We start from the raw sequence: 14,776 nt of genomic DNA on the forward strand, positions 1-14,776 counted from the left end.
CGAGGCTGCGTCAGCGGCCTCCCTGACACCCCGCAGACGCAGCCTCGCTTGCGCTCGGCAGCTGCTACTTAGGGGACAACAGAGCAAAAAAGGGCGGTACCCTCACAGGTACCGCCCTTTTTGCCGCCTGCGCCGTTTACAGCTTGGCGGACAACAGCGCCTCAAGCTTCTCCTGGTCTCGAGCAAACTGACGAATCCCCTCCGCCAGCTTCTCGGTCGCCATCGCATCCTCGTTGGACTCCCAACGGAACTGCGCTTCAGTCAGATGCACCCGCGCTTCCCCGGCATGCCCTGGCGACAACTTACGCTCCAGCTTGCCTTCATCCGCCGCCAGCTTCTCCAGCAGGTCCGGGCTGATGGTCAGGCGATCACAGCCGGCCAGCTCTTCAATCTGGCTCAGGTTACGGAAGCTCGCACCCATCACCACGGTCTTGTAGCCATTAGCCTTGTAGTAGTTGTAGATGCGCGTCACCGACTGCACGCCCGGATCATCCGCGCCGGTGTAGTCGTTGCCATTGGCTTTCTTGTACCAGTCGTAGATACGGCCTACGAACGGTGAAATCAGGAACACCCCGGCTTCTGCGCACGCTACCGCCTGGGCAAACGAGAACAGCAGGGTCAGGTTGGTCTGGATGCCTTCTTTTTCCAGCTTCTCCGCCGCGCGGATGCCTTCCCAGGTGGAGGCGATCTTGATCAGCACGCGGTCACGGCTAACGCCAGCTTTGTCGTACAGGTCGATCAGACGGTGCGCACGCTTGAGTACGGCGTCAGTGTCGAACGACAGGCGCGCGTCCACCTCAGTGGAGATACGCCCTGGCACGACTTTCAGGATCTCTTGGCCCACGGCCACCGCAAAACGGTCGCTGGCCAGGCCGACATCGCCGTTGCAGTCCTGCACACACTCATCCAGCAGCTTGGCATAGCCCGGAATCGACGCAGCCTTGAGCAGCAGGGAAGGGTTGGTAGTGGCGTCTTGAGGCTTGAGCTTGGCGAGGGTAGAAAAATCGCCGGTATCGGCTACGACAGTAGTGAATTGCTTGAGTTGTTCCAGCTTGGAAGTCATGGGCGTGCTCTGTCCTATGGGTCTGATGACATTACCCGAGCGCTGGCAGGCGCTCAAGGGCGCAAATGCGTTCGATCGTTTGCGAGGGCAACAACCTGAAAACAGCCGTTTGAATGCCCGGCCGTACTGCTGAATAGGAGGCCAGAACGGCCGACAGGTTCAACCCAACTGCCCGATGTCGGATATCGCCTTCATGCCAACTGACGCCTTCCCTGGCACACACTGCACCAAATGTGGGAGGGGGCTTGCCCCCGATGGCGGTGTGTCAGCTCATCCAATAATCAACTGACCCCCTGCAAGCTATCCAATCAACGCCCTTCCAACAATGCCCCAGCCTGATCCAACAATGCCAGCGGATCCGCAGCCTTATGAATATCCACCGACAACAACTGCCTGAATCTGCGCGCCCCAGGGAAACCGGTGCCCAACCCCAGCACATGCCGCGTAATGTGATGCATCGTCCCGCCAGTCGCCAAATGCTCAGCAATATAAGGCCGCAACTGCGCCAACGCCTCAGCCCGGCTGATCACCGGCGATTCACTGCCAAACAACTGCTGATCCACCTCCGCCAGCAGATACGGATTGTGATAAGCCTCCCGGCCCAGCATCACCCCATCAAACGTCTGCAAATGCTCATGGCAGTGCTCCAGCGTCTTGATGCCGCCGTTGAGAATAATCTCCAACTCCGGGAAATCCTGCTTCAACTGCGCCGCCACGTCATAACGCAACGGCGGAATGTCGCGGTTCTCCTTCGGCGACAACCCCTCCAGAATCGCAATCCGCGCATGCACGGTAAAACTGGTGCAGCCGGCGTCCTTCACCGTTCCGACGAAATCACACAGCTCGGCGTAACTGTCCCGGCCGTTGATCCCGATACGGTGCTTTACCGTCACCGGAATCGACACCGCATCACGCATCGCCTTCACGCAATCGGCCACCAGGGCCGGGTGAGCCATCAGGATCGCGCCGATCATGTTGTTTTGTACGCGGTCGCTGGGGCAGCCGACGTTCAGGTTTACTTCGTCGTAACCGGCGGCTTCGGCCATACGGGCACAGGCGGCCAGATCGGCGGGGACACTGCCGCCGAGCTGGAGCGCCAGAGGGTGCTCGGCTTCGTTATGACGCAGGAAACGGTCGTGGTCGCCATGGAGAATCGCGCCGGTGGTGACCATCTCGGTGTAGAGCAGGGCGTGCTTGGAGAGCAGGCGCAGGAAGAACCGGCAGTGGCGGTCGGTCCAGTCCATCATGGGGGCCACGGAAAAGCGGCGGGAGAGGGCTTGCGGTGGAGCTATGACTGAGGGCATTGGGATCTGGGATGGAGAATGCGAAGGGTGGGCAGTTTATCAGGAATGGGTTGGAGGGGCTGGGTGTTGATCGTGCGATGCGAGGCCCAGTGTTAAATAAATCTGTCTCCTTTTTTGCTTTTTTTCGTCCCTTTTTTTCTTCAGATCGCAGGCGGGGGAAAATCATCGTGAAAAAAAGTCTTTATGGTGGGATAATAATGGCTCAATGCCATTATTTTTTATAAGTACTATTAATGAAAACGACATTTTCCGCGAAATTGTTTATTGTTTTTATTGCTTTATTATTAGTCTGCGTTGTTTGTTTGTTGATCGAAGCATTGCTCTAGAACGTTCTACGAACGATTCGGCTGCTTATATTGCCGTGTGAGAAATCTGCCCAATACAAAAAAACTACCCAGAATAAAACCCAAGAAAGCACCCAGTACGATGAATGTTGTTGAGTTTTTGCTGTTAACGGTTTTGACTTCGTCGAGAACGTTGAACGCGCGGACGCTTTTTCCAGAAGCCAGCGGTGGCAAGTTAAGTGCGATGGCTTCGTTGTTGGCCGTATCCAGTGCTGATTTCAGTTGCGCTCTTGCTGACTCTTCAGTCGTGGCTGTTGTCGATGCGACGTACAGGAAAGATTCGTTTTTGCCTGTCTTAGGTGGTGCTTCCTTCAGTGTAATGGCTTGAGCCGCCATTACGCCCATGGCGGTGTAGAACACATCGTTTTGTATTGAGCTGTACAGATCGGTTGCCAGCGATTGCGGGTTCGCAGCAGAGGCCGGTTCTTTTTGTTTGACTTCTTCATATAAGCTGTATAGCGAGGCTTTGGTGATGTAAGTGCTGGCAGTCCATTGTACGGGGGAGGTTGCATAGATTGCATATGAAACAATAGTGCCCACTACTGTTGTGGCTATAAGGATTTTCTTACTTGTCCATAAGGCTTGGATAAGTGGAATCAAATCTATTTCATCATTAGCGTGGTGGGTGTTCGAGTTTTTTGAAATGCTCACAAAAAAATTCCTTTACGTTACGTTTCCGAATTGTAGAGAAAAAAACGCAATACGGCATGTATTATTATTAGTCGATTCAGGTGTGAGTTATTCTTATTTGCATAAGTGGAGGTCGCTCTTTGTGGAGTCGTTCCTGCTTGCCACCGCATGAGCCGTAGCTGTCACGCATTGACGTTTCATCATGCCCTTGGCCTTACAGCATAGGATCGCCTGCACGATAAAATCGAAATATCGGGGGGGCAGGCCACGATATCCTTGTCTCAGTCCACTATGCTTTCCGGGAAATCTCCCACACTTTTCTCGGCTTGCCCCTCAGACCACCCATAGCTAACCTCCTCAAGCTGCTGCCAACCCAGCGGCCGGATGTGGAAGTCCGACCAAGCTGAAGGCGCTCAATCGCCCATAAACACCTACCGGCGTTTTTTTACGCCTGTATTATGTGTTTCGGCGGCTGTGCGCGGGGCACTTCGGTGCGCCGGGTCCTTAGCCCTGGTCTTCCACACCTGCGTACAGCTGCCACCCTCATGTGGAAGTGAGTTTGGCAGTTCCTGAATAGTTAAGGAGCTTCGCCATGTACAAGGTCACACCTAACCCACCTCATGCTTCAAACGCTGCACCAGCCGAACAACCCACTGGCAACGTCTTCCTCGTCAGCCCCAATATCGACACCGAAACCCTCCTGGCCAACGCCGCCGAAAACCTTGCATCCGCTAACCAAATGGCAACAACCCTGGCTTTCGACCTCGACGAATCCCAGCGCTCCATTGCCTTGGGCATTCAGCCGCTAATCGAGTTGAGCTCTCTGCTCGTCGACCGAGCCCAAGAGCAAGTAGCCCCGGCAGCCAGCGCGACCACATCCTGACACCCAACCTTGCCGCCTTAGCCCAAGAAGGCTGCAACCTGTTCCCCCCCAGTATTCCTTAGGGGAATGCTTGCTCACGTTCAAGTAATTACTGCGCACTGACACCGAGTGAATCATGCAATAAATGCATGCTTACATGGCTAACCTCTCCACTCTCTATATCTATCAAACTCAACGCACCGTCCGAAAAAGAACAACCGGTATCGATATAAACGACATTGCCCAATGGATGCACATGGGGGACTGTCGAGTGGCCCACATATAACGTATCCAAACCTGTGATCGGTGCCTGGTTTTGCTGCTCTATTTTTTCCCTGGCATAGAGTGCGGTTTTCAACGCTTGTTGTTGGGCGGATTCCCCTCGCACACCACTGATAGCGTCTTTGGCGTCTTGCCAACTATGGGTAGCACATGAAAGAAACGCTTCAGCATGGACAATGCCGATTTTTCGACCATCCGATAAGCCGATCTCAATCATTACTGGGAGGGTTTGCAGTACGTTGTAAATCTCGTTCTGGACGCTGGGAGCCAGCGCGTACAGCCACGCTCCGCCGTTTCGCGTGTGCCTGTTAATGTCGCCGCTTCCCGAGAGGCAATCAATCAGCATCTGTTCGTGGTTGCCGCGTACGCCGTAGAACCAGGGCTCGCTGAGCCACTTCAATACATCAATAGAGTCAGGGCCTCTATCAATAAGGTCGCCCACACAAAACAAGCGATCCTGTTGGGTGTTGAAGTTTACTTTTTCCATGAGTGACGCGAGTAGCTTGAAATGCCCGTGAATATCACCCACCACGAAGTCGCGGCCCTTTGGGTTGGATTCAAATACGTCGATGGTGTACATGTTCAGGCTTCGGTGGGGTGGACATTAATGGACTATATCATTGCCACTGCCTGCGAAAACCTGGCATCCCCCCGAATCAGGCAACCTGAACCCACCCTGTCACCCAGTAAAGTTTCATAATTCCCTACACCGTTGAGGTCTACGATCTTGCTCAAGAGAGGACCCTCGCGCCTCCAGTCCACAGGGAACTGAAAAAATGATCTCGAACCTCCTCAAAGTCGTGATGATTGCTGGCACGTTGCTGTTGGGCGCTTGTTCTTCGGGTTCGTCCGGTGTGAGCAGTGACCCTTGTTTTTCAGGCGGATGCCAGGCGTTTGGGGACCACAGCCCCAGCAAGGCCGCGAAGATGAATTTTGGCGGCAGTGGGCTGGGGAGTAGTTATGGGGAGTATGGGTCGGGGTTGTTGCATGATGATTGATGGGGGGGTGGGTCAGTCATTGGTGTGTTGACTGACCCACTGCTATCGGGGGCAATCCCCTCCCTCAGGCGTTAGTGGCCGCCCTTCATCCGGCGGGCGATCAGGTAGAGGCCCAGTCCGACCAGTGCCGTAGCCGCGCCGATGTAGCCGGTGCTGGTCCAACCAAACCCAGCCGTAATCGCCATCCCGCCAAACCATGGTCCCAGCGCATTGGCCAGGTTGAACGCCGCATGGTTGGACGCTGCCGCCAGGCTCGGTGCTTCGTGGGCGATGTCCATCAGGCGGATCTGCAGCGGTGCGGCCAACGAGACCATGGTGCCGACCAGGCCCATGCTCAGCAGCACGCCCCATAGCGAGGACGCCGCGAGGGGGAAGAACAGCAACACGGCCATCGACCACACCAATATCCAGCCCACGGCGCGAAACTGCATGCGATCAAACAGCTTGCCGCCGGCGATGTTGCCGATAATCCCGCCCACGCCAAACGCTGCCAGCCCAAATGGAATCCACTGCGGCGACACCTTGGTCACTTCCAGCATGGTCGGCGCCAGGTAGCTGAACACGCAGAACATCCCGGCAAAGCCAATGGCACCAATGGACAGGGCCATCCACACCTGGGGTTTGGTGAAGGCGCGCAGTTCCTTGCGCGGGTCGCTGCGTTGTTCGTCGTGGCGGTGGGGCACGAATTGCCAGACCAGGGCGATGGTGCACAGGGCGATCACGCTCACCAGTGCAAACGCCGAGCGCCAGCCCAGGTGCTGGCCGAGGAAGGTGGCAATCGGGTTGCCGAGCAACATGGCCAGGGTCAGGCCCATCATGACCCGCGCCACGGCGCCGGCGCGTTTGTCGTTGGGCACCATGCTCGAGGCGACCACGGCGGCGATGCCGAAGTAGGCGCCGTGGGGCAGGCCGCTGATAAAGCGGAAGGCCACCAGTGAGCCGAAGGTCGGGGTGAAGGCGGTGGCGAGGTTGCCCAGGGCATACAGGCCCATCAGCAACAGCAGCATATGTTTGCGTAGCAGCTTGGCACCGAGGATGGCCAGCAGCGGGGCGCCGACCATCACGCCGAGGGCGTAGGCGCTGATGGCGTGGCCGACTTGGGGTTCGCTTAAGCCCAGGTTTTGGGCGATATCGGGCATCAGGCCCATGATGGCGAATTCGCCAGTACCGATCGCGAAGGCGCCCACGGCCATGGCAGCTTCCATTTTGGCGGCGCTGCGCGCGGGCAGTACGTGCCCGGGTGTTTGGTGGATAGACATGGATCGCTCTATGTTGAAGGGTGGCACGGGGGAGAACCGTCGATGCTACGCAAGCAACGGTGAAGGCGTCTAGAACAGCCATTTTTGGCAGAGTTCAGTTTCATTAAACACCCTGTGACCCCACGTCGCGCTTGCCACGCTTGACATCCGCGCGTTAAAACCCGCGATTTAGAGCTGTCAATTGGCCAAACGACGCATAAACGCCGTTTAGCGTGATATTCTGCGCGCCGTCTTGGTCTAGTCTTTCCCCGGTGCGTACACCCGTATACGTCCCGGCGGTTGGCTGTCGCCCAGGTAGCTGAAGCCAATAATGATAAGAAGTCAGCGCAGAAGGGACATAAAAGTGAGGTCGATACGTCGGCCTTGTGTGCCCACCCTGCGGTCCCCGTATATATGTGTAAACCTCGCGGTGCGTTGCCTGGCGCAGCGTGATTGAGGGTTGCCCATGATCCGGGACGGTAGGGCGGATGGCGTTTTATCATAGGTGCTACTGATGTTTAAGAAAGTAAACACTGCCCTGCTGGGGCTGGCTTTGTCGATGGGGATCACGTCCGTTCACGCGGAAGAGGCAAAGAAAGTCGATGTGCTGCTGATCGGCGGCGGCATCATGAGTGCAACCCTGGGTGTCTGGCTTAACGAGCTGGAGCCGGGCTGGTCGATGGAAATGGTCGAGCGCCTCGACGGCGTCGCCGAAGAAAGCTCCAACGGCTGGAACAACGCCGGTACCGGTCACTCGGCCCTGGCTGAGCTGAACTACACCCCGGAAGATAAGAACGGCAACGTTGAGATCCCGAAAGCGGTCGAGATCAACGAAGCGTTCCAGATCTCCCGCCAGTTCTGGTCCTGGCAGGTCCAGCAGGGCGTGCTGAAGAACCCGCGTTCGTTCATCAACTCCACACCGCACATGAGCTTTGTGTGGGGCGATGACAACATCAAGTTCCTCAAGAAGCGCTACGAAGCCCTGCAAGCGAGCCCGCTGTTTGCCGGCATGCAGTACTCCGAAGACCCGGCGCAGATCGCCAAATGGGTTCCGTTGATGATGGAAGGGCGTGACCCGAACCAGAAAATCGCGGCCACCTGGAGCCCGCTGGGTACCGACATGAACTTCGGCGAGATCACCCGCCAGTTCGTCGCTCACCTGCAAACCACGCCTAAGTTCGACCTGAAACTGTCGAGCGAAGTGCAGGACATCACCAAGAACGCCGACGGTTCGTGGCGTGTCAGCTACAAAAACCTGAAAGATGGCACCAAGACTGAAACCGACGCCAAGTTCGTGTTCATCGGCGCCGGCGGCGGTGCACTGCACCTGCTGCAGAAGTCGGGCATTCCTGAAGCCAAGGAATACGCTGGCTTCCCGGTTGGTGGCTCGTTCCTGGTGACCGATAATCCAACCGTCGCCGAGCAGCACCTGGCCAAGGCCTACGGTAAGGCTTCGGTTGGCGCGCCACCGATGTCGGTTCCACACCTGGACACCCGCGTGCTGGATGGCAAGCGCGTGATTCTGTTTGGCCCATTCGCGACCTTCTCGACCAAGTTCCTGAAAGAAGGTTCGTACCTGGACCTGCTGACCAGCACCACCACCCACAACATCTGGCCAATGACCAAAGTCGGTATTCGTGAATACCCACTGGTCGAGTACCTCGCCGGCCAACTGATGCTGTCGGATGACGACCGCTTCAAGGCGCTGCAGGAGTACTTCCCGAACGCCAAGCAATCCGACTGGCGCCTGTGGCAGGCCGGTCAGCGCGTGCAGATCATCAAGCGTGACGAAGAGCAGGGCGGCGTCCTGAAACTCGGTACCGAAGTGGTCAGCTCCGCCGACAACACCATTGCAGGCCTGTTGGGTGCATCGCCAGGCGCGTCCACCGCGGCTCCGATCATGCTGACCGTGCTGCAGAAAGTGTTCAAGGACAAGGTTGCCACCCCAGAGTGGCAGGCAAAACTGCACCAGATCGTGCCAAGCTACGGCACCAAGCTGAACGACAGTCCTGAGGCTGTTGCCAAGGAATGGGCCTACACCGCCAATATCCTGCAACTGCCTACACCGCCTGTTATTCCGCAAAAGGCTGCTGTCAAGGCGACCGAGGCTGCCAAGCCTGCGGCTGAACCGAGCAAGCCGGCGTCTGACCTGGCGCTGTAAGCCGCTGCGAGGTTCTGAGTCAGGACCTTGCCGGTAACAAAAAGCCCGCTGAACCGGTAACGGTCAGCGGGCTTTTTTTTGCGTGATTAACTGCGGGAGCGCTCGACAGGAGGCAGTTCAACCGTACGCTCGGCGGCAGCCAGCGCGGCCTTCAAACCAGCCTGGTCCAGGGGGACGCAATAGGCAGGCTTGCCCCGTTCCAACCGCCAGCTGTCATCCAGGCTACCGGCATCCACGGCGTCGAACCCCAGTTCGTCGAGTAGCGTGATGACGCGTGCCTTCGCTGCGGCGTCATCCGCGGCCACCGGCAACGCGCGGCGGTCGGGAGCGCCGTGGGGGCGGGCGTCCTGCGTCAGGTCGGGGGCGAAGATCGCGTTGAACACTTTCACTACATGTGAATGGGGCAAATGCTCGGCGAGCAACCGGCTGGTGGTGGTTTCAAAGCGATCCAGGGCCGGGATATGCCCGTCGCGGTTCGGGTAGTAATTATTGGCGTCCATCACGGTCTTGCCTTCCAGCCATTGCGCCGGGACGCTGCGGTAATGCTCCAGGGGGATCGCCACGAGCACCACATCGCCGAATCTGGCGGCGTCGTCGGCGCTGCCCACCTGCACGCCGAGTATGCCGCTCACTACGCTGCTCATGGTGTGTGGGCCGCGGGAGTTACTCAACATCACTTCGTGCCCGGCCGCCAGCGCCAGTTGGGCCACGGCGCGCCCGATAAAGCCTGCTCCAATAACACCAATCTTCATGGTCTTGCTCCAATGAATGGGGGAGCGGCTATGATGATTGGCAACTAATTGGCGATAAATCGTCGTTTTGGTGTGGGTGTTGTTACTGGGAGTAGGGAATGATGGATCGGCTGTCGAGCATGAATGCCTTTGTGATGGCTGCTGAGTTGGGCTCGTACGCGCGGGCTGCCGAGCGCTTGAGCATGTCGCCGCAGATGGTGGCCAAACATGTCGCCGCGTTGGAGCAACGGCTGGGTGCTCGCTTACTTAACCGCACCACACGAAGGCAAAGCCTGACGGAGTTGGGGAGCGCGTACTACGAGCGTTGCAAACATATCCTGGTAGAAGCCGAGGCTGCCGATTCACTGGCGCAGATCATGAACGACACGCCGCGCGGCAAACTGAAAATCACCGCTCCGGTAACCTTTGGCTCCAACAGCCTGATGCCGTTGATTACCGGGTTCCTGCGCGATAACCCGGATGTGGAAATCGACCTGCACTTGACCGACCGTTTCGTGGACCTGGTGGAGGAGGGCTATGAAGCCGCTTTTCGTATCGGCCCCCTGGCGACCACCGGTCTGACAGCCAGGCCGCTGGCACCTTACCGCTTGGTGGTCTGTGCTTCGCCGGAGTACCTGGCGGCACGCGGAACCCCGCAGGCTCCGGCGGACCTTGAGCGTCACGAATGCCTCGGATATGCCTTCTGGTCGCGGCCGGCGGATCGCGAGTGGGTGTTCTCCCAGGATTCGACGCCGTACAAGGTGCAGGTTGCCAGCCGTTTGCAGATCAATGAAAGCAGAGCCTTGATGTCCGCCGCGCTGGATGGCTTTGGCATCGTGCTCGGCCCCGAAGACTTTTTGCGTGGGGCATTGGCCAGGGGCGAATTGGTCCGGGTGCTGCCGGACTATGAAGCGCCGAGCCGGCCGATGCACCTTGTCTACACGGCGAATCGCCAGCGTACGGCCAAGCTGAGACGCTTTGTCGAAGCGGTGTTGGGACGCTTCGGTCACCCTTGATGCGTGCTGCTTCAGCAATCCGACAGACACAACCTGTTAAAAAAGTACCCAGACCTGAGCAGGAGCACGGCTAAAACACGGAGGCATTTTTTACCGGTGCAAGTGTGGGGCGATAACGCCCGAGGGGGTTGTATGTTGTTACGTTACGCGGCATTAGCGGCAGTTGTCGTCGCGGCGTCCGGGTGTGTGCAGGAGCGCGTGGTGCATGAGCGCCGGCCTGTGCAGCGTGAATATGTCGAGGTGGTGGCGCCACAACCGCCGCCGGTTCAGGTCATCGAAGTCGAGCCTGCCGTACGTGAAGGCTACATATGGTCACGTGGTTACTGGCGCTGGGAAGGCGGTCGCTACGTTGCCGTACACGGCCATTGGGAGCCGGTGCGCGAAGGCTATCGTTATGTGCATCCGCATTGGGTGCAGCGTAATGATGGTTACCACTGGCAGGGCGGTGGCTGGGTTCGTTGAGCCCCGACTAGGATGGCTTCCTTGTACCCAGGAACCGTATTTCCCGTAGCAGCGCGGCACCGAGTTGATCGGTGCCCAGCTCCTTGTATCCCACGGCCTTGACCTCTCCGTTCTCTTCGGCCTGGATGATGATCACTGGCGTCTGTTTGCCGGTGGCTTCGTCGATGTGTAAAGCGTATTGGGGAATATCCACCTTGATCGGCGTACCCGCCGCTTTGCCTTGCACATTGATCAGGAACGCTGCGCAGCCGGTGTCGACATCCACACTGGTGGCAGAGCGCCCGCTGACGAAGCAGCTCTTTGGCAGGTCGGGCCAGATGATCTCGGCCAGTGCGAGGGACGGCGTCAGGGCCAGGGCAGCAAGAAGAAGCGTGCGCACGTGGGGGCTTTCTCTCGATCAGGGATAAGCGCGATTTTTACCAAAGCCTGCCCGTTGCCGCAATGCTACGGCTCAGGCCAGACGCTCCATACCTGCTGCCTTGGCCGCACTGAGGTCAAAGGTGGCGGTGTATTCGCAGCCGGCGGCGTGGGCGCAGCGCTCTATTAGGCAGTCGGCAAAATCGGCGTTGTTGGCCGTGAACCGTCGAAGCGCCTGCCAGATGACTTCGGCATGTTCGATGGTCAGCTCACGGGTGCGCAGCAGGGTTTCCAGAACGACGACGATGTCATTTTTAGCGGATTGGTAGCAGCTCTGTAACACCCATACCAATTCCACCACGGAGACCAGGCTGACAAACCCTGGCGAAAGCGTGGTGAGGGATTCGATCAATTCGGATGCCTTGGGGGATTGAACGGGATCATCCTGGGTGACGTAGCGCACCAGTACATTGGTATCCAGTCCGATCATCCAGCCTTCGCTCCCTGCGCCGCGATGGCACGGTTCATGTCGTCAATGGACACAGCCCTGGCAGGCTTCTGGATCAGCCCCTTGAGGTCATGGACAGTCTTGCTCGCTGCAATGATGGAAAACTTGCCATCTTCCGTTTCGACGAACTCGACGCGGTCGCCTGTTTCCAGGCCCAGTGCAGCCCTGACTTGGACGGGGATGGTGATTTGCCCTTTTGAGGTAAGTGTGGCGGTCGCCATAGTAAAGATCTCCAACATAATATTCCTTACCTTAGGGTAAGGAATGATGGAGGACAATATCCGTTGGTCCATAGGTCGCTCTTCAGAGGAGGGGTGAGTCGGAGTCATAAAACCCTAGCCCGAACTCAGCCCCGCCACACGCTTACCCATGCCGCAAACAGATACAAACTATGACCGACCGCCCGTTGAAGCCTGGCGGCTGTCATCAAATGCGCGACAGTGCCGGGCTAGCTCACTGCACCACGCGATAGCACGGTACATACGCCGCGCCGCCCGGCAACTTCATGCGGTGCTGGGCGACAAACGCCTGCAACAGCTCATCCAGTGGCTTCATGATGGCCGGGTCGCCGTTGATCTCGTACGGACCGTGTTGTTCGATCAGGCGAATGCCCTTGTCCTTCACGTTACCCGCCACGATCCCCGAGAACGCACGGCGCAGGTTGGCCGCCAGTTCATGGGGCGGCAGCGTGTGGCTCAGCTGCAGACTGGCCATGTTTTCGTGGGTTGGGTCGAACGGGCGCTGGAAGCCTTCGTCGATCTTCAGCAGCCAGTTGAAGTGGAACGCGTCGTTGCGCTCACGGCGGAACTGCTTCACCGCCTTGAGGCCGGCAGTCATCTGGCGGGCCACTTCGGCCGGGTCGTCGATGATGATCTGGTAGTGCGCCTGCGCGGCTTCGCCGAGGGTGGCGCCGACGAAGGCATGCAGTTGTTGCAGGTACGGCGCGGCTTGTTTCGGCCCGGTGAGAATGACCGGGAAGGGCACGTCGCGGTTGTCCGGGTGCATCAGGATGCCCAGCAGGTACAGGAACTCTTCGGCCGTGCCGGCGCCGCCGGGGAAGATGATGATGCCGTGGCCCACGCGCACGAAGGCTTCCAGGCGTTTTTCGATGTCCGGCAGGATCACCAGTTCGTTAACGATGGGGTTCGGCGCTTCGGCGGCGATGATGCCCGGCTCGGTCAGGCCCAGGTAGCGCCCGCCGGTAATGCGTTGCTTGGCGTGGGAAATGGTCGCGCCCTTCATCGGGCCTTTCATCACGCCTGGGCCGCAACCGGTGCATACGTCGAGGCTGCGCAGGCCGAGTTCGTGGCCGACTTTCTTGGTGTATTTGTACTCTTCGGTATTGATCGAGTGCCCGCCCCAGCACACCACGATCTTCGGTTCCACACCCGGACGCAGCGTGCGGGCGTTGCGCAGCAGGTGGAACACGTAGTCGGTGATGCCCTGGGAGTTGCTCAGGTCGATGCGCTGGCTGTCCAGCTCGTTCTCGGTGTAGACGATGTCGCGCAGGGCGCTGAACAGCATTTCGCGGGTGCTGGCGATCATTTCGCCATCGACGAAAGCATCGGCGGGGGCGTTCAGCAGTTCCAGGCGCACGCCACGGTCCTGCTGGTGGATGCGCACTTCAAAGTTCTTGTAGGCGTCGAGGATGGTCTTGGCGTTATCGATATGCGCGCCGGTGTTGAGGATCGCCAGGGCGCACTGGCGAAACAGGGTGTAGATGCTGCCGGTACCGGCTTCGCTCAGTTGCTGGACTTCACGTTGGGACAGGGTTTCGAGGCTGCCCTTGGGGCTGACGGAGGCATTGATGACTTGGCGTTGGGGCATTCTGATTCCTTGAAAGCGCAGTCATCGCACCTGTTGAGGTGCGATGACTTGAGAATGGTGGGCGCAGGTTAGAGCGCACGAGCCGAATATTTACCTCAGGCGCAGGGCCGAGCGCAAATACCGTCCAACACCATCATGCCGCAGAACTTACTCAATCAGCTTCCAGTTTTTGTAGAAAACTCGACGCAGGGTGAAGACCAGCCCGGCAAATCCCGCGATGACGGCGTTAAGCACCGATGGCAGCGGCGTCGGCCGTACGATGTCGATAAACAGACAGTAGCGCTTGGCGTCATTTTTGTTGAAGGACGCATGCATCAGCGTGTCATCGAAGATAAACAGCGGGTCGTCATGCCAGTAATGCTTGTGCTTGCCGACCTGGATGTACACGCCGTCGTGATGGGGCGCCGGTGCCATGTTGTAGAGCACACGGAACATCATGCGCAGGGGGCCGAAGTGAAAGGACGTCGAGCGGTTTTCGTTGAATACCGACACACCGATGGTTTTCACGAATGGCAGCTTTTTGCGCAGTTCAGGAATATCCAGGGTGGTTTCGATCGGCCGCCCGTACCACTGGAAAAACAACATGCCGCGCTTCTTCTCGGCCATGCGTGCGTCCAGGTAGCCGATGATTTCATCCTTGTGGGACATGGCGTCATCGAGCACCTGTTGCAGGTCTGCGCGCCAGGCGGGCGGCAGGTCGCGCATCGTGTAAACGTGACGGTTGCGCGAGCTCAGCAGGTCGAACAGGGTGTTGAACGGCGCCAGCAGCCAGGTGTTACGGCCGCTGCCGATAAAGTATTTCTTGAAGGTGGGCTTGTCATACAGGCCGTTACGCAGGAAGTCGTAAACGCCACACACCAGGACCAGGCAGAGGAACACCAGCGTGGTTTCGGGGAACACATCGATAATCAGCAGTACGCCGAGCACCCAGGCGACCGATACGGCTTTCTTACGCAAAGCAGACTTGTTCATGCAACACAGCTCCAGGAGGAC

At 58.2% G+C, this 14,776-nt stretch carries 16 protein-coding genes; 5 read left to right on the forward strand and 11 right to left on the reverse strand.

The genetic code is table 11. From position 1 onward, the window contains the following. Window positions 1-136: 136 nt before the first annotated feature. From tal to AB1462_RS25115, 3 genes are all read right to left on the reverse strand, one after another. On the reverse strand, window positions 137-1,063 hold the full coding sequence (gene tal / locus AB1462_RS25105) for a transaldolase (protein WP_053136503.1): 927 nt from the start codon (window positions 1,061-1,063) through the stop codon (window positions 137-139). Window positions 1,064-1,371: 308 nt separating this feature from the next. Continuing rightward, window positions 1,372-2,367: a tRNA dihydrouridine(20/20a) synthase DusA gene (dusA, locus tag AB1462_RS25110; RefSeq protein WP_367248154.1), complete on the reverse strand. Its 996-nt coding sequence runs from the start codon at window positions 2,365-2,367 to the stop codon at window positions 1,372-1,374. 332 nt (window positions 2,368-2,699) lie between these two features. Continuing rightward, complete coding sequence (locus AB1462_RS25115) at window positions 2,700-3,362, reverse strand: Wzz/FepE/Etk N-terminal domain-containing protein (protein WP_367248156.1); 663 nt, start codon at window positions 3,360-3,362, stop codon at window positions 2,700-2,702. 571 nt (window positions 3,363-3,933) lie between these two features. Here AB1462_RS25115 and AB1462_RS25120 point away from each other — a divergent pair. After that, on the forward strand, window positions 3,934-4,224 hold the full coding sequence (locus AB1462_RS25120; RefSeq protein WP_367248157.1) for a DUF6124 family protein: 291 nt from the start codon (window positions 3,934-3,936) through the stop codon (window positions 4,222-4,224). An 88-nt stretch (window positions 4,225-4,312) separates the two neighbouring features. Here the strand turns inward: AB1462_RS25120 and AB1462_RS25125 are convergent, their stop codons facing one another. Continuing rightward, window positions 4,313-5,065: a metallophosphoesterase gene (locus AB1462_RS25125; protein WP_259193585.1), complete on the reverse strand. Its 753-nt coding sequence runs from the start codon at window positions 5,063-5,065 to the stop codon at window positions 4,313-4,315. Between the two features lie 196 nt (window positions 5,066-5,261). On the opposite strand from AB1462_RS25125, the gene AB1462_RS25130 reads away from it, so the two are divergent. Further along, a complete protein-coding gene (locus tag AB1462_RS25130) occupies window positions 5,262-5,483 on the forward strand; it encodes a hypothetical protein (RefSeq protein WP_090407549.1) in 222 nt (73 codons plus the stop codon). 71 nt (window positions 5,484-5,554) lie between these two features. Here the strand turns inward: AB1462_RS25130 and AB1462_RS25135 are convergent, their stop codons facing one another. Next, a complete protein-coding gene (locus AB1462_RS25135; protein ID WP_259193584.1) occupies window positions 5,555-6,742 on the reverse strand; it encodes an MFS transporter in 1,188 nt (395 codons plus the stop codon). A 493-nt stretch (window positions 6,743-7,235) separates the two neighbouring features. On the opposite strand from AB1462_RS25135, the gene mqo reads away from it, so the two are divergent. Continuing rightward, on the forward strand, window positions 7,236-8,882 hold the full coding sequence (gene mqo, locus AB1462_RS25140) for a malate dehydrogenase (quinone) (RefSeq protein WP_259193583.1): 1,647 nt from the start codon (window positions 7,236-7,238) through the stop codon (window positions 8,880-8,882). A gap of 86 nt (window positions 8,883-8,968) precedes the next feature. Here mqo and AB1462_RS25145 read toward each other — a convergent pair whose 3' ends face one another. Further along, window positions 8,969-9,694: an NAD(P)-binding domain-containing protein gene (locus AB1462_RS25145; RefSeq protein WP_367248226.1), complete on the reverse strand. Its 726-nt coding sequence runs from the start codon at window positions 9,692-9,694 to the stop codon at window positions 8,969-8,971. Between the two features lie 38 nt (window positions 9,695-9,732). Here AB1462_RS25145 and AB1462_RS25150 point away from each other — a divergent pair, with 38 nt between their 5' ends. Both AB1462_RS25150 and AB1462_RS25155 read left to right on the forward strand, forming a co-directional pair. Then, window positions 9,733-10,629 carry a LysR family transcriptional regulator gene (locus AB1462_RS25150; protein WP_090407511.1) on the forward strand — a complete coding sequence of 299 codons (897 nt, stop codon included), beginning with the start codon at window positions 9,733-9,735 and terminating at the stop codon, window positions 10,627-10,629. A gap of 132 nt (window positions 10,630-10,761) precedes the next feature. Continuing rightward, a complete protein-coding gene (locus tag AB1462_RS25155; protein WP_090407508.1) occupies window positions 10,762-11,091 on the forward strand; it encodes a YXWGXW repeat-containing protein in 330 nt (109 codons plus the stop codon). Between the two features lie 7 nt (window positions 11,092-11,098). Here the strand turns inward: AB1462_RS25155 and AB1462_RS25160 are convergent, their stop codons facing one another. From AB1462_RS25160 to AB1462_RS25180, 5 genes are all read right to left on the reverse strand, one after another. Continuing rightward, window positions 11,099-11,470 carry a hypothetical protein gene (locus tag AB1462_RS25160; protein WP_259193580.1) on the reverse strand — a complete coding sequence of 124 codons (372 nt, stop codon included), beginning with the start codon at window positions 11,468-11,470 and terminating at the stop codon, window positions 11,099-11,101. A gap of 72 nt (window positions 11,471-11,542) precedes the next feature. Next, on the reverse strand, window positions 11,543-11,938 hold the full coding sequence (locus AB1462_RS25165; protein WP_315337219.1) for a type II toxin-antitoxin system VapC family toxin: 396 nt from the start codon (window positions 11,936-11,938) through the stop codon (window positions 11,543-11,545). Continuing rightward, window positions 11,935-12,192, reverse strand: coding sequence for an AbrB/MazE/SpoVT family DNA-binding domain-containing protein (locus AB1462_RS25170; RefSeq protein ID WP_090410115.1), 258 nt, complete (start codon window positions 12,190-12,192; stop codon window positions 11,935-11,937). Before AB1462_RS25170 ends, AB1462_RS25165 begins: the two co-directional genes overlap by 4 nt. 217 nt (window positions 12,193-12,409) lie before the next feature. Then, window positions 12,410-13,783, reverse strand: a complete 1,374-nt coding sequence (gene ppnN, locus AB1462_RS25175; RefSeq protein ID WP_090407498.1) for a nucleotide 5'-monophosphate nucleosidase PpnN — start codon at window positions 13,781-13,783, stop codon at window positions 12,410-12,412. 147 nt (window positions 13,784-13,930) lie between these two features. Beyond that, window positions 13,931-14,755 carry an aspartyl/asparaginyl beta-hydroxylase domain-containing protein gene (locus AB1462_RS25180; RefSeq protein ID WP_367248161.1) on the reverse strand — a complete coding sequence of 275 codons (825 nt, stop codon included), beginning with the start codon at window positions 14,753-14,755 and terminating at the stop codon, window positions 13,931-13,933. Window positions 14,756-14,776 lie beyond the last annotated feature (21 nt).

The sequence above is a fragment of the Pseudomonas sp. SB113 genome, from assembly GCF_040754745.1.
GTDB lineage: Bacteria > Pseudomonadota > Gammaproteobacteria > Pseudomonadales > Pseudomonadaceae > Aquipseudomonas > Aquipseudomonas grimontii.